Origin of the sequence: Streptomyces sp. NPDC001933, assembly GCF_042890955.1 — a bacterium.
Lineage (GTDB): Bacteria > Actinomycetota > Actinomycetes > Streptomycetales > Streptomycetaceae > Streptomyces.
Window position 1 is genome coordinate 1 of sequence record NZ_JBIASS010000051.1, and the last position, 17708, is coordinate 17708.

Annotated in this window: 16 protein-coding genes and 3 pseudogenes; 6 read left to right on the top strand and 13 right to left on the bottom strand. The window is 68.2% G+C overall.

The window, feature by feature from the left end; translation table 11 throughout:
• The coding region (locus tag ACFYY7_RS43085) for a DUF899 family protein (RefSeq protein ID WP_388671248.1) at positions 1–167 on the top strand (167 nt) is incomplete at its 5' end.
• Between the two features lie 284 nt (positions 168–451).
• Here ACFYY7_RS43085 and ACFYY7_RS43090 read toward each other — a convergent pair.
• The 6 genes from ACFYY7_RS43090 to ACFYY7_RS43115 all read right to left on the bottom strand — a co-directional run bounded on the left by ACFYY7_RS43090 (position 452) and on the right by ACFYY7_RS43115 (position 4993).
• Positions 452–622: a hypothetical protein gene (locus tag ACFYY7_RS43090; RefSeq protein WP_388671203.1), complete on the bottom strand. Its 171-nt coding sequence runs from the start codon at positions 620–622 to the stop codon at positions 452–454.
• 212 nt (positions 623–834) lie between these two features.
• Positions 835–1032 (bottom strand): hypothetical protein, encoded by a 198-nt coding sequence (locus ACFYY7_RS43095; RefSeq protein WP_388671206.1) that lies wholly within the window; start codon positions 1030–1032, stop codon positions 835–837.
• A gap of 235 nt (positions 1033–1267) precedes the next feature.
• Positions 1268–2383, bottom strand: coding sequence for a hypothetical protein (locus ACFYY7_RS43100; RefSeq protein ID WP_388671209.1), 1116 nt, complete (start codon positions 2381–2383; stop codon positions 1268–1270).
• A complete protein-coding gene (locus ACFYY7_RS43105; protein ID WP_388671212.1) occupies positions 2380–3642 on the bottom strand; it encodes a CynX/NimT family MFS transporter in 1263 nt (420 codons plus the stop codon). Before ACFYY7_RS43105 ends, ACFYY7_RS43100 begins: the two co-directional genes overlap by 4 nt.
• A complete protein-coding gene (locus ACFYY7_RS43110) occupies positions 3633–4361 on the bottom strand; it encodes a FadR/GntR family transcriptional regulator (RefSeq protein WP_388671215.1) in 729 nt (242 codons plus the stop codon). Before ACFYY7_RS43110 ends, ACFYY7_RS43105 begins: the two co-directional genes overlap by 10 nt.
• 260 nt (positions 4362–4621) lie before the next feature.
• On the bottom strand, positions 4622–4993 hold the full coding sequence (locus tag ACFYY7_RS43115) for a transposase family protein (protein WP_388671218.1): 372 nt from the start codon (positions 4991–4993) through the stop codon (positions 4622–4624).
• A 210-nt stretch (positions 4994–5203) separates the two neighbouring features.
• Between ACFYY7_RS43115 and ACFYY7_RS43120 the strand changes: the two genes are divergently transcribed.
• The gene (locus ACFYY7_RS43120; protein ID WP_388671221.1) at positions 5204–5695 is read left to right on the top strand and encodes a MarR family winged helix-turn-helix transcriptional regulator; all 492 of its coding nucleotides are present in this window, start codon (positions 5204–5206) and stop codon (positions 5693–5695) included.
• A 31-nt stretch (positions 5696–5726) separates the two neighbouring features.
• Here the strand turns inward: ACFYY7_RS43120 and ACFYY7_RS43125 are convergent.
• A pseudogene (locus ACFYY7_RS43125) lies at positions 5727–5993 on the bottom strand (ATP-binding protein); the annotation flags it as partial.
• Between the two features lie 443 nt (positions 5994–6436).
• On the bottom strand, positions 6437–7117 hold the full coding sequence (locus ACFYY7_RS43130; RefSeq protein ID WP_388671224.1) for a hypothetical protein: 681 nt from the start codon (positions 7115–7117) through the stop codon (positions 6437–6439).
• 683 nt (positions 7118–7800) lie between these two features.
• Here ACFYY7_RS43130 and ACFYY7_RS43135 point away from each other — a divergent pair.
• Positions 7801–7944: pseudogene (locus ACFYY7_RS43135) on the top strand (ATP-binding protein); the annotation flags it as partial.
• Between the two features lie 423 nt (positions 7945–8367).
• Here the strand turns inward: ACFYY7_RS43135 and ACFYY7_RS43140 are convergent.
• Positions 8368–8595, bottom strand: a complete 228-nt coding sequence (locus tag ACFYY7_RS43140) for a hypothetical protein (protein ID WP_388671227.1) — start codon at positions 8593–8595, stop codon at positions 8368–8370.
• Positions 8596–8787: 192 nt separating this feature from the next.
• Entirely contained in the window at positions 8788–9240 is a 453-nt protein-coding gene (locus ACFYY7_RS43145) for a MerR family transcriptional regulator (RefSeq protein WP_388671230.1), read from the bottom strand.
• A 28-nt stretch (positions 9241–9268) separates the two neighbouring features.
• Between ACFYY7_RS43145 and ACFYY7_RS43150 the strand changes: the two genes are divergently transcribed.
• Both ACFYY7_RS43150 and ACFYY7_RS43155 read left to right on the top strand, forming a co-directional pair.
• Positions 9269–10039 (top strand): methyltransferase domain-containing protein, encoded by a 771-nt coding sequence (locus tag ACFYY7_RS43150; protein WP_388671251.1) that lies wholly within the window; start codon positions 9269–9271, stop codon positions 10037–10039.
• 415 nt (positions 10040–10454) lie between these two features.
• Positions 10455–11498 carry an SGNH/GDSL hydrolase family protein gene (locus ACFYY7_RS43155; RefSeq protein WP_388671233.1) on the top strand — a complete coding sequence of 348 codons (1044 nt, stop codon included), beginning with the start codon at positions 10455–10457 and terminating at the stop codon, positions 11496–11498.
• Positions 11499–11655: 157 nt separating this feature from the next.
• Here the strand turns inward: ACFYY7_RS43155 and ACFYY7_RS43160 are convergent.
• Positions 11656–11997: pseudogene (locus tag ACFYY7_RS43160) on the bottom strand (transcriptional regulator); the annotation flags it as partial.
• Between the two features lie 1720 nt (positions 11998–13717).
• Positions 13718–14941, bottom strand: a complete 1224-nt coding sequence (locus ACFYY7_RS43165; RefSeq protein WP_388671236.1) for an MFS transporter — start codon at positions 14939–14941, stop codon at positions 13718–13720.
• A 99-nt stretch (positions 14942–15040) separates the two neighbouring features.
• Here ACFYY7_RS43165 and ACFYY7_RS43170 point away from each other — a divergent pair, with 99 nt between their 5' ends.
• Positions 15041–15298: a hypothetical protein gene (locus ACFYY7_RS43170; protein WP_388671239.1), complete on the top strand. Its 258-nt coding sequence runs from the start codon at positions 15041–15043 to the stop codon at positions 15296–15298.
• 1255 nt (positions 15299–16553) lie between these two features.
• Here the strand turns inward: ACFYY7_RS43170 and ACFYY7_RS43175 are convergent.
• Complete coding sequence (locus ACFYY7_RS43175) at positions 16554–17120, bottom strand: hypothetical protein (protein WP_388671242.1); 567 nt, start codon at positions 17118–17120, stop codon at positions 16554–16556.
• Positions 17121–17708: the final 588 nt, after the last annotated feature.

Here is a 17708-nt window from a genome sequence, read left to right on the forward strand (position 1 = left end):
TCTTCACCCGCGACGGAGACGGCACGGTCCGCCATTTCTACTCCACCCACCCACGCATGGCCGACGACATCGACCAGCGCGGCATCGACCTCCTAACGCCCGTCTGGCACCTCCTCGACCTGACGCCGCAGGGCCGCGACGACTGGTACGCGAGCCTCGACTACTGACCCCCGACGACCGGCGGTGCGCTGGTGCGGTGATGCCGACTGCGGCTATGCAGGCGACCGTGACCGCCAGCCAGATGCGTTTCCTCATCGTCCCTCGTTTCCTCGGGCAGGGCGCGTCTTGTTCATGGTTCCCCGTTTCCCTGTGATGGGGCCCTCACCGGTGTGGCATGGGCCTTGGAGCGCGTGACGGTTTGATCGTCGGGGTGGTCGTGCCCTTGCGGACCGGCAGTCCGGGGCAGGGCCCACGGTTCGGTCCTGTTCGGCACTGTCGCTGTAGCCCAGCGTCAGGACCCGCTGCCGGGCCCGCCCTGGTCGTCTCCGGCGGGTGTGAAGGTGCCATGGCCGGGTGCGGCGGCTGTGGCTGTGGTGGGTGTGGCGGCGTGGGCGGTGCCGGTCACGCCGCTGGCGAGGGCAAGGGCGGTTACTGATGTGGCGATGAGTCGTCGTGTACGCATGTGATGGTCTCCCCGTTGTGTGCCGCTCGGACCAAAAAAGGGGGGCGGCACATCTTCCTTGGGGTACCGGGTGGCTCCCCGCGAGGCAACACTCGCGTTCCCACGAGGGCGTGTCCTGTTCATTCGGGCCTGCCCGAAACGCCCTCGTCAATCACCCGCCGGGAGCTGAGGCTCTGGAGTGATGGCGTCCGGCTCGGGATGGTGTGGTCGGATCAGGACGTCGCGTCCGAGGAAGGGCTCGCCGCTGCCCGTTCCCGGGCTGGGCGCGTGCCGAGTACGCCTCGGGCTCGCAGGTCGTCGAGGTCGGGCAGACGCTCTCCGGGGAGAGCGTCGAGCAGGTCGGCCTGGGCGGCGCGGATGCTGGGCGCGGGAGCCTGGGGGCCTGCGCCAAGGGCGCGGCAGGCGGTCACGCTGGTCATCGTACGGGCAGCCGACCCGGCCGTAGGCCCGCCGGTGCCGCCAGAGGTCCGGTGCGCCGGACGTCGGACGGCCGCCGGGGTGGGTCCGGGGGCCGGGTCACCTGTTGCTGAAGCCAAGTGAGGTGGTGGTGCGCGTTTGAAGAACGCAGGCATCTGCTCGGCACGTTGCATCACGTGGTGTGGGTAGCCCCGGCGCGTCGCTGGCCGCGGCTACCCACGGTTGTGGTCAGCGGCTGTAGCGGGGCGGCAGGACGAGGCGGGGGTTGGGATCGAGGAGGATGTCGGCGGGGCCGAACTTCCCTGCCAGCTCGCGGATTTCGGGGTCGTCGAGGAGCAGGAGGTGGCCATTGTCGACGATGGGCCGGCCGTCGAGTGTGATGGTGGGCTGGTCGAACTGGCAGTCGCAGTGTGCGTGGCCGGGACCCGTGCGGTCGGCTTCTCCCTGCGGGGTCAGGCCGTCGAGGCCGAAGTAGAAGGCGCCGGCGTGCTTCTCGCGTTCGAACTGGGTACCGCCTGCCGAGCGGACCTTGGGGTTGAGTCCGATGAGTGCGTGGCGCATGTAGTAGCCGTCCCGTGCGTAACGCCGCAGATCGGCGGCCGCCGTGCCGCCGTGGACGGCGGTGACGCGGTTGTTCTCCAGCTCCAGGGTGGTCCGCTCGGCGGGGACGCCGGTGACGGTGGATTCCTCGACGACGACCACGCCGTCGGTCTGGTCGGGGTAGAAGTTGGCGCCTCCGTAGGGGAAGGGTCGCCACATGCCGGTGGTGAGGGGGGTACTCGGGTGACCGGGGGTGGTGAAGGCGCGGAAGGTCACGTCGGTGCCCAGTGCAGTGGTGACCCGGATCTCCTGTGCCGCGGTGATCCGGGCGTACGCCATGGCCTCCAGTGCGAAGTACAGCTCGAGCGGGAAACGGGCCCCGGTGGACAGGGCCGAGGCGGTGGCCGTCTGGTGCAGGGAGACGAACCGGGCCCGCTGTTTGGCGATTTCTTCGAAGAACAGTGGGGTGGTGTGTACTTCCCCCCACCAAGTCAGCGAGATCACCACGTCGGCGGCGGCGTGGGCGGCGGAAGGCAGCGGCGAGGGCGTCACCCGGTCCCACCCACCGGCACTGATGGGCGGTATGGACAGCACGTGCACCTCAGCGTTGCGGTAGGCGGCCGCCGCTGCGATGGCCTGGACGGCCACCGGATCGGTGCCGTGCTCGGCCAGGACCAGCACCTGGTCTCCCGCTGTGACCGCGGCGTATTCCAGGAGGTTGTAGGCGCCGGGCATCAGTTCGGTGATCGACAGTGGTGCCGCCGTCGGCGTGTCCAGGTAACTGAAGGGGGCGGTCGTGGTCATGACGGTGAGCCTCCGGTCCGTACGGGTGCGGGAAGTTGGGAAGTGGGTTTCAGGCGCAGGTCGCGGCCGGCGCCGGCGCCAACAGCGGCCTGGATGAGCGTCAGCGCGACGAGCAGCATCAGGGGGAGGGACCATCCGCTGGTGAGGTCGTGCAGTGCGCCGAGGAGGAGCGGTCCGGCGGCGGCCACCAGGTAGCCGACGGACTGGGCCATCGAGGCCAGTGCAGCCGCCTGCGAGGCGTCCGCCGCCCGCTGGCCTTGGAAAGTCAGGGCGAGGACCAGGCACGCTCCGCCGCCCAAGCCTGTGAGCACGCTGGACACGAAGGCCAGTTGGGGGGCCACGGCCAGCAGTGCGAAGCCCAGCGCGACGATCGCCGAGGCGGCCGCCGCCAGGAGTCGTTGGTCCGTCCACCGGCGGGCAAGCACGGGAAGTGCACTGCTTGATACCAGACCGACGATCTGGAAGAGGAACAACTGCCAGCCGGCGGCGGCCTCACCCACTCCGTGGTCGTGCACGATACTGGGAAGCCAGGCGATCGTGGTGTAGAAGCCGAGGGACTGCAGCCCCATGAACACGCTGACCTGCCAGGCCAAGGGGGAACGCCAGGGAATGCGCTCTCGCGCGGCAGGCGTTGTCGCGGCGAGGCCGGTGCGCCGGCAGCGAGGGATCCAAACCCCGACAGCCAGCACAGCCAGTGCGGCCCAGATCCCCAGAGCGGTGCGCCAGCCGCCTGGCAGGTGGTCAGCCATGGGCACTGACACCCCGGACGAGATGGCGGCCAGCAAGCCCATCGCGGTGACGTAGAGGCTTGTCACCGGACCGATCCGGTCCTCCGGCACGGTGCTCTTGATGACGGAAGGCAGCAGCACGTTGCCGAAGGCGATCGCGGCCGCGATCACCACCGTTCCGACGAACAGGAAGGGCACGTCCGGCAGGGAGCGCATGAGCAGCCCGGCCGCCAGCACGGTCAGCGAGACACCAAGGGCGCGCGGCGCACCGTAGCGATGCGCGGTCCGGCTGACCAGGGGCGAAGTGGCGGCGAACGTGAGCAGTGGCAGAGTGCTGAGCAGCCCGGTCCAGGTGCCGGACAGGCCGGTCGATGCCTCGATTCCGGGAAGCAGCGGACCCACACCGGTCAGTGCGGCACGCAGGTTGGCCGCGACGAGCACGACACCCACCAGCAGCCACACCGTGGACCGCCCACTCGGCGCAGCAGCTCTCACCTGGTCCGCCACGTCGCGCGAGTTATTCACCCGCATGACGACCGCTCCCCACCGCCCCGCTCAGCGGCGGCATCCGCGCTCAGCCGACCGGTCACCCGCACCAGCATGGACGCCGCGTAGCGGGCGGCGACCGCGTCGCCGGCACCGATCGCGGAGACGAGCTCGGCATGCCAGTGATCATGTTCGGCAGCGACGGCGTCGTCCCACGGCAGCGCAGCCAGCAGGGCAGAGAGGGCGCCACCCAGGTGTTCGTAGAGCTCCGCGAGCAACTCGTTGCCGCTGGCCTGCACAACTGCGAGATGAAAGGCTCCGTCGGCGGCCGCGACCTTCGCCATCGACCCGGAGTGGTTGCTCTCGCGAGCCGTCGCAAGCAGTTCCCTCAGCCGGGCGGTATCCGTTTCCGACCGACGTTCGGCGGCCAAGCCGGCGGCATGCTCCTCCAACACTGCCCGCAGTTCCAAGACTTCCGCCGGACGCGTGGTGGCCGTCCGCCGCAGAAGCACCGCCTCCAACTCACTGGTCACCCGGACATAGGTGCCATCGCCGACCCGCGATTCCAGCAGGCCGAGGTGGACCAGTGCCCGCAATGCTTCGCGAATGGTGTTCCGGCTCACGTGGAGCATCTCGGCCAGTTCGTGCTCACCCGGAATGCGGGTGCCCACAGGCCACCGCCCGGAGGCCAGCTGTTCTCGCAACTGGTCAGCAACCTGTGCGGCCAGAGTCGACGCTCGACGCGGCTGCCGCAGCCCCTCCATCACAACCTCCAAATGTTGGACATCTGCACATCTGAATAGAAGCATGCGAGAGGGCAGTAAGGCCAGCGTCGCGTGACGGGAGCCGTGTCCGTGACTGATCAAGGTCGGCGTCTGGCTGCCTTGCCTCGCAACCGGGGGCGAGGGCCGGGCCGCGGTTTCCGCACAGTCCCCTGTTCCACGGGGGGATGCCGCATGGTGACGGTTGCTGGTACGCCTGAGCCGCGGCTGCTCATCTCACCGAAAGGCCATGGCCCGCAATATCAGGGATGACAGTGGTGCGGGCAGAATCCGCAGCGCACGGACCAGCGTGGAACTTCGTTGGGTGCGCGATGGGGCGGATCGCTCATCACCTGGCTCCGGGTGGGCAGTGGCTGTTCCCGGATGTGACCGGACGGGTTCCGGCGAACCCGCTGGTGAAGGACGGTCTGCTGGTTCGATATCGCGGTGTCGGACATCTTCCGTACGTAGCCGCTGTGCACCCGCTCCGACACCGTGCCGCAGCCGGGGCATACCGCTGACGGCTCCCGCCCTCGCGCCTGGATCCGGACGGTACGGCCCGTCGCCCGGATCAACTCGACATGCAAGAGGGCGAAGTGCGGGAAGAGGACGGCGAACAGATCATCAACAGACACCCGGAATGATCACGAGCCGCCAAGATCGACATCTCGGGTTTCACGAAAGTCGCGACAGAACCCGGGCCGTCCGGGTGAGCGGACATTTCAGGTCCTTGCGCTCGGACAGTTGGCCTCCCTGCCCGGTACGACTATTCGTCCCTCGGATGGGGGTGTGAGCGTTGGGGCCCGTTGAGCTGGCGGTGCGATGGGGGATGTAGCGTCGCGATGATGAGACCGCTGACTGACACCACCACCGACCAGGCGCCGGCTGATCCGGCCGCCACCGATGACATGCTGGCCACTCAGCCCATCGGATACTGGAGTGGCCTCGCCCACGCGGCCGTCACCCGGCATCTGCGTGATGCTATGGCCAGGATCGACGTCACGCAGCCGCAGTACTGGGTGCTCAACCGGGTGAACGGCGGGCCCGCGGCGCCGAGCCGCGAGGAGGTTGTCATCCAGCTGACGCCCCTCGCGGACGGGCCACACGAGATCGCTCGTGTCATCGACCAGCTGTTCCACCGCGGCTGGCTCCGTATTGACGCCGGGCAGCGCCTGCAGCTCACCGACGCCGGGGAGTCCGCCAGGGTGCGGTTGCGCGAGCTGGCGACCGAGCTGCGCGCCGTGGTCCACGAGGGCATCAGCGACGAAGAGTACGTGGCCACGCTCAAGGTGCTGCGCAGGATGGTCGCCAACGTCGAGGACAACGGGGGCTCATAGGTTCTGTCTCTCTGATCAGCCGACGAACCCGTCAAGGAGACACGCTCTGGCCCGGCTGGTTCAGCGGGACAACGCCCTGGCCGGTGGTGGCCTGGGTCAACCGGAGGCTGGAGCCTTCGGTGAGGACGATGTGGGCGTGGTGCAGGAGCCGGTCGACGGCGGCGGTGGCCAGCGTCTTGGGCATGATCGAGTCGAAGCCTGAGGGGTGCAGGTTCGAGGTGACGATCACGGACCGGCGTTCGTAGGCGGCGTCGATGACGCGGTAGAACGCCTCGACGGCCGCCTGGCTTGAGGGCAGGCCATCGGCGCTTGGCGGTTCTGGCCCCTGGACCGGACGAGGTTCGTGTGGTCCGAGAGCCTCACAGCGCACGTGCAGCTCACCGGATTGGGTCACGGCTGCAGCCAACTGCCCGCCGGACATGCGTATCAGCAGCGGAGCGAGCGGCCCCAGCACCTCGCGGGGAAAGCCTGCCGTGGACGACTCGATCGCGCCCGCGTCGTCGGTGACCAGCGCGACGTGGACCCGGTCTGCCGGTGCAGCCATTCGAGAACCTTCCGTACATCAGGCCCGGCACCACGTGACGCCTGAAGCCCCGACTTCCCGCAACAGCCCTTCCAGGACTCCGACCTGCCACTGCGCTCCGGCATCCCCCCACGGATCCATGCTCCTCAACCGCAGCGCTCAGTCGCAATCAGCGAGATCACAATCTACGGCTGGAGTGCTGGTCAGTCCGCGTCTGATCATCTCGACCATGGCGGGCAGAACTCCACGTGGATTTGTTCCCATCCGTGTGCATGCAGATCTGGCCAGTGGTAGATGCTCCGGCAGACGTGGTAGTTACATCCGCCGGAAATGTACATCTTTGTAGCGGCAGCGGGAGGGCCTTCCTTCGTGACGGTGAATATGTGCGGAGCCGCTTCCCGAAACGCCGCCGTACTGCCTGTCAGGAACAGGGTCTCGGCGTGGACGTGCTGGTGGAGCAGGTTCCTGCTCTCTGGATCGCTTGGTGCCGCGTAATTGATCTCGCAGGTGTCAGCCGGCAGGTCTCTCTCCGGCAGCCTTGCGGTTCGTATTTCGCGGGGAGCACTCCCTGCACGAATGTGCGCCCGCAGCTTCTTCCATCGGGACGGCCGGAACTGTAATGCCCGGTGGCTCAGCACGAGGTCGAGTGGCATCTCGTCGTCGTGGGCTCCCCCGAACTCCTTTGCAGGGGTCCGCATCGGCAGGTAGACCAAGGACCGCGGGGATCGCGCTGCGAGCAGCCACAGGGCGCCAATGCGTCGGCCGTCCGTCCGGTCCACATACATGTTGTACTGGTCAGATTTGTATTGGTAGAGGGCCCCGTTCTTCAGTGGTTTGAATGGGCTGATCACTCGGAATTCCTCATCCCCGAGTCGCACCTGCTGGACGGTAATCTTCATTCGCAGGCTGTCCCGAGTGAGGGTGGCCCTCGATGCAGTCATCCAGTCATCTCCCGCCTATGGGTTTAATCTCTCACCGTGATTGTCCTGGTCAGAGGCACGGAAGTCCCGGCAACCTAGATAGTGAGGCACCGTCACCTTCTCAACTCCCGCGGCGGATGCTGAGAGAGTCTCGCGAAGGGGCCCGGCAGGATCCCGGTGAGTAGATCAGGCAGCCCGCGAGAGTTGGTCTGGCCGGGTTGCCGGTGGTCCGGTCTGACGGGCTGCCTTGCGGGTGAGCCGCCTGGTCTTGAGCGTGATGGCGGCCCACGTGATCAACGCTTCGGAGTGCTGGACGAGTCGTTCGTTGTCCCGTGCGTGTCGGCGCACTGGGCGGCCGAGTGTTCCGGTAGGCGGTGCTCGTAGCCGGCGGGGCCTGGACGGTGACCCCGGCCTGAGGTGGCCAGGCGTCGGGGTGGGCCATTTCGTGGAGGAGGTAGTGCATCCGGTCGGCGCGGCCGGGGGCGACGGGTACGCGGGGGTTGCCGGTCTTCGGGTCGATGTCGCCGCGCCAGGCCAGGGTCATCCGGGACAGGTCGTGGCGGCGGCCGTATCCGGTCGGGACCGGCCATGGGATCCCGAGGTCGCGCAGGCCGGTGGCAAGGTCAGTGAGGGCATCGTTCGACCAGACGACGACGGTCTTACAGGTGTTCGGTGACGAGGTCCTGGCCACCGCCGTCCTCGACCGCCTCCTCCACCACTGCGGAGTCATCTCCATCAACAGCCCAAGCTACCGCCTCAAGAACCGGCTCGCCGCCATCGAGCGAGAACGAGACGACGCAGCCTGAAGATCCCTGCAACGGATGGGCCTTGACCTGCGGAGGTGGATGATCGGGCGCCACTGATACCCTCGGCGCCGACTTCCTGAGCGCGCGCTTCCCTACCGACCGGATGTCCGGAAGACAGGTCCGCCTTGCTCCTCCTCGTTCCTCTCCAGAGCACTGATCGCACGGCGGCACCAACGGGTGATGGCTACAACGGCAATCACCCCGCCCAGCAGGCTGACCAGCGGAACACCCCAGGCCGCGGCCACGAACAGGGTCCCGAGTGACTCCATGACACCCCCTCTCAGGGCGAGAGTACTCGGTAGGGCTCAGCACCAGGTCGGTGGAGCGGCTGCGGGCTGGCGAAGATTGGTGCACAGATCTCGATCTCTGTACTCGGTGGAGCACTCTCATGAGTACGCCGACAGCACCATCGCCGAGGGGGTGTCAGGCGGGCTGGTGAGGCAGTTCCTCGTCCGCGCGGCCACCGGTCCCGAGGGTCCGCCGCGGGACCGGGGGCGCAGCCGGGCGCGTGCCGAGGACGCCTCGGGCTCGCAGTTCGTCGAGGTCGGACAGGCGCTCTCCGGGGAGAGCGTCGAGCAGGTCGGCCTGGGCGGCGCGGATGCTGGGCGCGGGAGCCTGGGGGCCTGCGCCAAGGGCGCGGCGGACGGTCACGCTGGTCATCGTACGGGCAACGCATCACCGACCGCCCCGGCCGCCGGGCTCCCGTGCAACGGGCCGCAGCGGGGTATCGGCGCGGTGTCCGGATCGTGGTCCAGGAGCAGCGTGGCCACCGGCTGGCCCGCCGATAGGGGCGCGGCTGCAGGCGGGCGACTCGCATCGCTGCGACGCGTCGAGCGTATGGGGTCAGGTTGGAAGGTGGACCGCAGTGTCCGTGCTGGTGCGATCTGCCACCATCTGCTGGAAATGGGCGCACTGGGAGAAGTCCTCGTGGTCGCAGCCAAGGGCGCATTCGATCAATTCGAGAGACGCCTGCGCGGCCGCAATACGGGAGCGAAGTGCCTCGGCCTCTTCGCGCAGGATGTCCTTGCGCTTGGCGGGGTCTGCGGTAGCGACCAGTGAGCGGATGATGTCGAGGGAGAGTCCTGCCTCCTTGGCGCGCAGGATGACGGCGATGCGTGTGAGGTCGGCAATGCCATAGCGGCGGCGGCCAGCGGCGTCGCGGGCGGGCGTGAGCAGTCCCATCGCTTCCCAGTGACGCAGGACGTGCGTAGCCAGACCGAAGCGTTGCGCGAGGGCGCCGATGCCTATCGGCTCGTGCTCACCGCCAACCGGCGTCCTGTGCTTGCTTGACTTCATGCCGACATTAAGTCGCAGCCTGGTGCTCATGACCAAGGAAACGGATCAGAAAAGCCAGTTGCCGCACGACCTCATCGCGCTGCTCGATTCGGCCGACCGGATGCCGGGCGCCAACGAACTGCGGGCCCAGTCCTACGCCTTGCTCGGCGCCGGACCCGGAATATCCGCCGTGGACGTTGGCTGCGGCACCGGACGGGCTGTTTCGGAGCTGACCGAACGGGGTGTGAAGGCCATGGGCGTAGACCCGAGCGAGCGTATGATCGCCGTCGCCCGCGGCCGCTGGCCCGAGGCGGACTTCCGGATCGCGGGGGCGTACGAACTACCGCTGGCGGACGCCTCGGTGGACGGCTACCGCGCCGAGAAGGTGTTCCACGAACTGGCCGAACCCGAGCGGGCGTTGACAGAGGCCCGCAGGGTTCTCAGGCCCGGAGGGCGGATCGTGCTGCTCGGCCAGGACTGGGACACGATCGTCATCGACTCCGCCGATCCGGCCCTCACCCGCACCATCGTCCACGCCCGCGCAGACCTGACCGCCGGCCCGCGCGCCGCCCGCCAGTACCGCAACCTGCTGCTGAATACTGGCTTCGACGAGGTGACGGTCGAGGTGCACACCGGCGTGTTCACCGGACCGGCGATGCTGCCCTTGCTCGCCGGACTGGCCGAAGGAGCCCGCTCCACCGACGCCATCACGCACGAGCAGACGGACAGCTGGATCGCTGAACAGCGTGCACGGGCCAAGGCCGACCGGCTCTTCCTGGCACTGCCGATGTTCATGGCCGCAGCGACCGCACCACGGTAAGTCAGCGATCACCCGGTCAGGCGCGGCAACCGGGCGTTGCCGTGGTTGGGCCGCGGGCCGCGTGGAGGCGCTCAAGTTCCCGCTCCTCGCGCGTCGAGTCGGCCCTGGCCTGCGGTGGTCGGGCCTGTGGTCTGCCTGTGTCGGGTCTGTGGTTGGGCCTGACCACAGACCCGGCAACGGGCCGCTTAGGGGGTGTGTCACTAATGGAATGATCTTCTGGGATCGGCTGCCCAGGGCGAAGCTTTCGCGGGAGGCATGCGGCGGCACGAATGATCTGATCATTTAGCCCGATCGGGGATGGTAGGCGCGATTCATTAAAGGGGCAGGCCGGCAGCGTGGATGATCTTGGGCGAGGTGCCTTCCGCCCGGATGCGCGTTTTGGCCCCGGGCGTCTTTTGCAGATCCTGGAGGATCCATGCGACACCCTGTCTCCCGCCTGCGTACGCGAGCGTTGGCTGTCGGGCTCGTGCTGGCGGCGTCCGCGCTTGTGCCCGCCGGCTCCGCCGGCGCGGCTGATCAGTACGAGTGGGCCGCGCTGGGCGACTCGTACACCGCCGGTGGCTTCGTCGGCGATCCGCTGCCCGCGCTGGGCGATGCGTCGCGGGACGGCTGCGACCGCACCACCAACGCCTACCCCGACGTCGTCGAGCGGGAGCTCGCCGAGTTCCCGCCGGGCAAGTCAGTCCACCTGACCGACGTCAGCTGCGGCAACGCCACCATCGCCAACATCGCCAAGAACAAGCAGACACCGATCAGCCCCGTCCAGCCCCCCGCCGACGGCTGGCCCGCGGTGGACCTGCAGACCCAGCGGGCCGGCCTGGGCGACCAGACCGACATCGTCACCGTCGGCGTCGGCGGCAACAGCCTGCCCTTCGGCGACATCCTCCTGAAGTGCCTCGAACAGGGCACGACCGGCAAGTCCTGCCGCGACCACTACACCAATCCCCCCGAGGGGGAGGAGAGCATCCAGGACAAGCTCGCCCGGGTCCAGGACGAGTACATCGAGATGCTGGCCCAGGTGCACCAGGCCGCGCCCAACGCCAAGGTGATCACGGTCGGCTACCCGGCCGTCCTGCCGGAGACGGGCAGCGCCTGCAACCGCCTCTCCCTCACCGAGCTCGGCCCGATCACCCACGCCGACGTCAACTGGCTCCGTGACGACGTCCTCAAGAAGCTGAACCACACGATCAAGCAGGTCACGGGCTTCTTCGGCGACCGCTACGTCGACGTCTACTCCTCCAGCGTGGGCCACGACGCCTGCCAGCCCGCAGGCACCAAGTGGGTCGAGGGAATCTGCGGCAACGCCGCGGACTACTGGCCCGCCAAACTCCCCGGCACCCTGCTGAACTGCGGTCTCATCCACAAGCGCGTCACCCTCGTCCACCCCAACGCCGCAGGACACGCCAACACCGCCGCCCACGTCGAACGAGCCATCCGCATCGCCCTCCTCGAACGCTGACCACCAGGCGCGAACCCCGACACCGGATGCCCCGGCCCGCGCGCGTCAGCGCGGGCCGAGGCATCCCGGCCAGCGGGCCCGAGGAGCGCGCTCGTCGGGCCCGCCCCCGGACTGGGGGGGCTGACGAGCGCTCAGGAGGCCGTACAGGGCGGTTCCAGGCGGCGAAGCCGATGCTGGTGACGTACTCGTACTGCCCCCACTGGGATCCCAGGTCGACGATGACGTCTTCCCAGGAGTCGTCCAGGCCCTGGTGGTCGCCGGATGCCCAGGCCTCGACGATGCGGTCCCAGCGGCGGACGTTCATCGCGCGGTACTCCACCAGCCGCTGAAGCGGACGCGGCACCTGCGACCGGTTCAGCGGGTGGATCTCCACCCGCGTCCCGCCGCCGGCGTTCAGGCGCCGCAGAAGGTGCCGCGCGACATTGCGGCGGCGGACCTGACGGTAAGCGGCGTCGATGCGCTCCAGGCTGGCGCTCGACGGCCGGCGCCGCTCCTCCAAGCCGTAGTAAGGCGGCGTCTAGCTAGATAACCAGCCCTGGCGGTCCCGGCCCAGCGCAAGGCTCGGCGCGAGTACGCGAACCGCGTCGGCACCCTCGCGGGCGACACCCCGTAACGAGCCGTCCGGTTCTCAAGCTCAACAACTGGCGGCTTCTGGGCTCACTTCGGCGACACCCCTGCTACAGCCTGCTGCCGCCGCGGCAGTGCATCCCCTGGATCTCGCGCGCCCAGGGAAGCAACTCCCTGCTCCGGACGGCGAGTAGCGACGCGCACACCCTGTCCATCAACCGATCGGGCGGATCTATCGTCGAGGCATGGGCACGGCAAATCCGGAGTTGTGGTGCTGGGAGTCCAGAGAGCACATCACCTACAAGGGCACGGGGCGACGACCCAAGTACTGCTCGGCGGCTTGCAGGCAAAGCGCGTACGCGAGGAGACGACGGGAAGATCCTTCCGAGGTGAGGCAGGACCCTCCGCCCCACTTCGAGCTGCCTTCACGACCAGTGAGTCTGGACGAGATCATTTTCATTCTGCGGCTGCTCGAGCGAAAGTTCACAGACGATCTGGTGTTCTCCTGAGAAAGCGTTATGCGCAGGCGCTCAGTGGGCAATGGGGCCACAGAGTTCGTTCGAGTTCGTGGCGGCGCCGAGGTTGAAGACGTACATGCGGCCATCGGGCGCCTTCGGGCCCAGGTTGCTCGGGCGGCCGCGCGAGGAATCAACTGGAATTGGAGTGACGAAACCATCTGATCTGTGTCTGACTCTCAACTTTGCGGGGCTTCGTCAGGTCTCGCTTGTGCACCGTTCAGTGGTAGGAGATCGTTTTTTCGTCGCACCGCGGGTTAGCCCAGCTCTTGAAGGAGAGTTGGGCTTCTTTGTGTTCGGAGGCCTTCTCGCTCCTGAAGGAGCATCAGGCCTTCACATCCGTGAGGGCCTAAACGAGGGCCCGCCCGCGGATGTGGAGTCGCGTCGGGTGGCCCGGGACCGGAGGCCCTCTATGACCGTACGCATCGACCTGACGCATTGGTGATCTTCGGGGTGTCCTGTTTCATCGGCTGTCTCGTGTACCGCCCCGGCTGCCGAGACAGGCTGGGCGTATCGCAGCGGAGTGACCTGGCTGCTGCGGTCTCCGCGGGGGCCGCAGCTTTCGCAGCTCTCGCCTTGTTGGTCGGAATCTCCGGCGACACCTCCCCCGCTCCGCAGACCACAGCACTGGCTCCCGCAGCCACCAGCAGCGACATGGACGGACCGCATCCGCGTTCCGCCGGTTCCGTGCTGCCTTCCGTCTCGGCTGGCTAAGGGCTGTCCCGTAATCCCTGGTGGATCAGCGTGCGGCGTCAGACGCGGTGCATCGCAAGGCGGAGGGACGCCCGAATACTGGATGTATTCGGGCGTTCCGACAACGCGGCGAGGTGCCGTGACTGTCGTCGCACGCCCACCAGGGATTACGGGACAGCCCTTAGGGGGTTTAGGAACATCCGTGTCAGATCGTGCGCTAAGCCCTCGCGGCCCTGCTCGCCTCTCGCCGTCCGTGCGGCACCACATCAACATGCTCGGCCGGTACTCTTTCCAACTCCCCGACCTACCCGCCGGCCTCCGGCCCCTCCGTGAAGCGAACGCCGCCGACGAGTAGCGAAGCGCGGCGGGCGCGTCCGGACGCGCCCGCCGCTCATGCCGTCGTTGAAGGCTCGTGTAATCGGCTACCGACTCGGGCTGGCTGGCTTATGCGTTGGCTGTCTCGACGCGGACGGCTCGGGCGCGGACCACGAAGGGCCGGGAGAAGACAGTGATGGCGACGGAGATTGCAGCCACGGCGGTGATGGCCGTGCCGGGGGTGTAGTGCTGGGCAACGCCGCCGGCGATCGCAGCTCCGATACCCTGCCACGTCATCCGGCCAGCGGACTCAACTCCCTGGACCTGACCACGGACCGGATCGGGGGTCAACTCCAGAAGCTGCTCCTGGAGCGGCAGAGTGGCGGCGAACCCGGCACTGGCGATGAACACCGCGGCTGTCGCCACCAGCAAGGGCGGGTGGACGGCGAACAGCAAGTAAGGGATGGCGAGCAGCAGTCGCAGGGCGAATGCATAGCTACGTCGCTGCTCGGCGGTGAACAGCCGCCCGACAGTCAGGTCACCGAGGAGCATGCCTGCCGATCCGGCAGCCAGGAAGGCACCAGCGTGATTGGGGGCGTAAGAGATGAACAGGGCCTCGCAACCGACGATCAGGCCGTTGGGGACCCACAGGTTCAGCAGCAGCGCGCGTTGGCCGGAGTGGGAGAAGAGCGCGATGTTCGTGGTCCAGGTCTGGCGCAGTCCGGGGCGACGGGTCAGACGGATCGAGCGTTCCCGGACGGTCACCGCCACAATGATCAATCCGACTCCGGTCAGGGCTGTCGCGGCGACGAAGACCCCTTGCGGGCTCAGGTACCGCAGAAGTACGGCGCCGATGGCGTAGCCGAGGATGGCCATGCCGCCCGAGGTGATGTTCATCAGCGAACGTGCCAGCGCATACGTGGAGGTCGGCACCACCTCGGCGAGCAACCCCATCCGCGTCCCGGTTCCCAGGGACTGGAAGAACCCCAGCACAAGGAGCAGACCGAACCGGGCAGTCAGCGGCAGCCCCGGAACCGCCTGCGCGGCAACACCCACGAGCGAGACGCACTGGAGCACGACGAGGGTCCGGCGAGGACGGCTTCCGTCCGCGACCGACATCAGCGTCAGCGCACCGAGCACCGTCGCGAACGTGGCGCCGTACATGCTCACGGCTGTCAGAAACGGGGACTGGGTCTGATGGTTGACCAGCGTGCCGAGCGCGAAGCCCGACAAGGTGCTCGCGGCGACCGTCAGTGTGAAGCTGGCGTACAACCCGGCGAACTCACGGTTGCGGAGCAGGCCACGGTAGCTGGTGGTGGGAAGCGTGCTGGACTCAGATGTGTCAGAAGGCATGAAAAAAGCCTCCGGACACACCCGCTGGGGCGCCGAAGGCCAACGCGTCCATTCTAGCAGCTGGCCCAGTCCCGCCCACGGCTCGCCATCATCAGACCGTTGGAGGCATGGAAGCGGATACGTACCGACCACGGCAGCACCGCACATTCACCGGTGCCTGTCGCCGGGGGCGAGCAGGCTGGTGAGCTCGGCAATGACATCCGGGGACGGTTTGAAGTAGCGGCGGACATTCTCCGGCTTCTGGGGATCGCCCGGACGGTCGCCACGTACGTCCTGGAGGCACTCAGCGGCGAGCCAGGCGACCTCGGCGGCCGTCTGCAGGCGTTCCGCGCCGCCTGGTCCACGAACGCCGACTGACTCCGGAGGACTACTCCCCCGCCGCGCGGTACTGCGTCCAGAACGCAGTGTCGCGAGGGCCGGCCACCTCGCAGCCGGGCAAAGGCACCTCACGGTCCGGGTAGTTGGGGTGCCCAGTCGGGAGCCACCTGCGGCGTTCAGAGTGCGCGATCCAGACGGGATCGTTGGGCACGTACCCCGCAGGCATCCGCACGCCGTGCGGCATCCCCTCGACGACCGCGACCACTGCTCGGTCCTGAACGCTGTCAGGAAACTCCTCGGACGGCTCGGTAACGCCAAGCAGTTCGTCGTCCCACCACAATCGGATTCCAGCGTCGTGACGAACGGCGCGCAGGCCGAGAGACGGCCAGGCGGCGGCCTTCTCCCCCGAGGGGCTGCGCGAAGTTCGTCGGCGGTCAAGTCAGGGCTGGAGTCAGAGTTGGTCACAGGGTCAGTACAGCGGTGTGGCTGGCCGTCACGCCCCACCCCGGGCCAGGAGTCCACCGGTACGGGTGAAGAAGCCTCCCCCGCCGTGGCCGCCCCGCCGGGGGAGGAGATCCGGCGGCCGGCGGGCGTTTCCCTCAGGTCGGGCCGGGGGATCGGTCCCGTGATCCAATCCGGGCAGGGGCGGAAACGGTCGAGGGCGGCCCCGGTATACCGGGCCGCCCCTTGGGACGTGCTGCTCATGGACGGCGCTTGCTTATGGCGCTAGCACGTCGCCAGGTGGCTGTAGCAACCTCACCGCACCGGCGATCTCCGCTGGGCACGTGAGGCCCCTCGGTCGGATCCTTCTGTCGCAAGATCGTTCCTACCAGGGGCCCTACGGTTGCCCGGACTTGGAGACAGCAGGGGCACGGAGACAGCGGCAATCGCAACGAGCAACGACCGGTTACCGGGAAAGGCTCATTCCCTTCAAGATTCCTCCGGCGATCCCGCGTCGTCGTTCGAGCAGGCAGCGAGGTAGTCCGTCCGGCTGTCCTGGGCGAACCGAGCCTGCCTGTGGGCGCTGCTTGCGCTGACGCCGAAGAGGTCACTGATCACGATGGGAGGAAGGTCGGCCACGGCTTCGAGCATGGCGGGGCCGGTTCGCTGCCGTGGATCTTTCCGGGCTCTCCACGTAGAAAAGCATCCGAACTCAACCCGCCAACCGCCCGTCGGAGCCTTGCAGCGGCAAGACGGCCGCCCGGTGATGTCTGCCCATGGATGGCATCGATGGGTTGGCGGTGTCAGCCGACCCCTCGAACCGTGGTGGTTCGAGGGGCCGGCTGGGGTGGGGTCAGGCGGTGGTGATGCGCCAGTCGGCGACGTTGCCGGTGCGGTTGTAGTAGGCGTTGGTGCACACGTCGTACTTGCCGCCGGTGGGGCCGTGACCGTTGGTCTCCAGGAAGCCGCCGTTGCCGCCGTAGGTGTTCCAGAGGTGGACGGTGTCGCCGCTGTGGACGACGGTGTCCTGCGGGGTGGAGGTCTGGGCGAAGATGCGCCACTCGGCGGTGCCGGTGCCGCGGTCTGCGTTCTTGGCGGTCAGGACGTCGTACTTGCCGCCGGCCTTCTTCTGCTCCGCGGTGGCGTGCCCGTTGGTGTCCAGGTAGCTGCCGGCCGAGTACAGGTTCCGCAGGGTGATCAGGTCCCCGCTGGCCACCGGTGTGCCGGTTGCCTTGCCCTCGGCGGACGCGATCTCCCACGTCCCCGTACCCGTACCGCGGGTCGGGCTGTCCGCGGTGGAGACCCCGTAGACGGCCCCGTTCGCGGAACTCGCTCCGTTCGTGTCGAGGTAACCGCCACCCCCGGTGCCGTATCCGTTCTGCAGGTGGACTCGGTCGCCGTACTTCAGTGCTTCAGCCATGAAAGAGCTCTTCAATCCTGAGGAGGTGAGTATGCGGAGCCGCCCGCGAGGCGAGCGGCCCGACCGATCATCCGCACCCCGCACCCCTAAGGTTGGGCTTCCCCCACCGGTCCACCCGATCGAGTGGCACAGGCGGGTCCCATGACTGAAAACAGGCGCTGACCAGGCCAAAAGACTGTGGCCGGTACAGCGGGCGCAGGACGCGAAGTGGGCGGTCAATCCGGCAGCAGGCGCGGCCGTTCCCGCACGTGAAGGTCGACGTGCCGCTCGGAACGTCAGGCGCGCTGCGCGGGGCTCGGAAAGCCGCCCGCCCGGCCCGAGGATCGGCCCCCTTTCGCGCGGGCGCGGGAGAACGCGGAACTGCGCGCGGCCGGCCGGGCCGTGCGGTCGTCGGCCGGGGCGATGACCGAGGCGCGGCAAGATGACCTGCGGGTGCCGTACACCGGCGTCACACCGGAGAATTGGGGCGGGGGGGGGGGGGGGGGGGGGGGGGCGGCGGCGCGGCGGGGGGGGGGGGGGGGGGGGGGGGGGCGGCGCGCCGGCGGGGCGACGGCGCGGCGCGGACGCGCAGGACCCCGCCGAAGAACA

Excerpts from the sequence above, each read along its gene's own strand:
- ACFYY7_RS43120 (WP_388671221.1), top strand. The coding sequence starts at position 5,204 with ATGAGACCGCTGACTGACACCACCACCGACCAGGCGCCGGCTGATCCG.
- ACFYY7_RS43145 (WP_388671230.1), bottom strand. The coding sequence starts at position 9,240 with ATGAAGTCAAGCAAGCACAGGACGCCGGTTGGCGGTGAGCACGAGCCG.
- ACFYY7_RS43105 (WP_388671212.1), bottom strand. The coding sequence starts at position 3,642 with ATGCGGGTGAATAACTCGCGCGACGTGGCGGACCAGGTGAGAGCTGCT.
- ACFYY7_RS43155 (WP_388671233.1), top strand. The coding sequence starts at position 10,455 with ATGCGACACCCTGTCTCCCGCCTGCGTACGCGAGCGTTGGCTGTCGGG.
- ACFYY7_RS43130 (WP_388671224.1), bottom strand. The coding sequence starts at position 7,117 with ATGAAGATTACCGTCCAGCAGGTGCGACTCGGGGATGAGGAATTCCGA.
- ACFYY7_RS43110 (WP_388671215.1), bottom strand. The coding sequence starts at position 4,361 with ATGGAGGGGCTGCGGCAGCCGCGTCGAGCGTCGACTCTGGCCGCACAG.
- ACFYY7_RS43165 (WP_388671236.1), bottom strand. The coding sequence starts at position 14,941 with ATGCCTTCTGACACATCTGAGTCCAGCACGCTTCCCACCACCAGCTAC.
- ACFYY7_RS43100 (WP_388671209.1), bottom strand. The coding sequence starts at position 2,383 with ATGACCACGACCGCCCCCTTCAGTTACCTGGACACGCCGACGGCGGCA.
- ACFYY7_RS43175 (WP_388671242.1), bottom strand. The coding sequence starts at position 17,120 with ATGGCTGAAGCACTGAAGTACGGCGACCGAGTCCACCTGCAGAACGGA.
- ACFYY7_RS43150 (WP_388671251.1), top strand. The coding sequence starts at position 9,269 with ATGACCAAGGAAACGGATCAGAAAAGCCAGTTGCCGCACGACCTCATC.
- ACFYY7_RS43090 (WP_388671203.1), bottom strand. The coding sequence starts at position 622 with ATGCGTACACGACGACTCATCGCCACATCAGTAACCGCCCTTGCCCTC.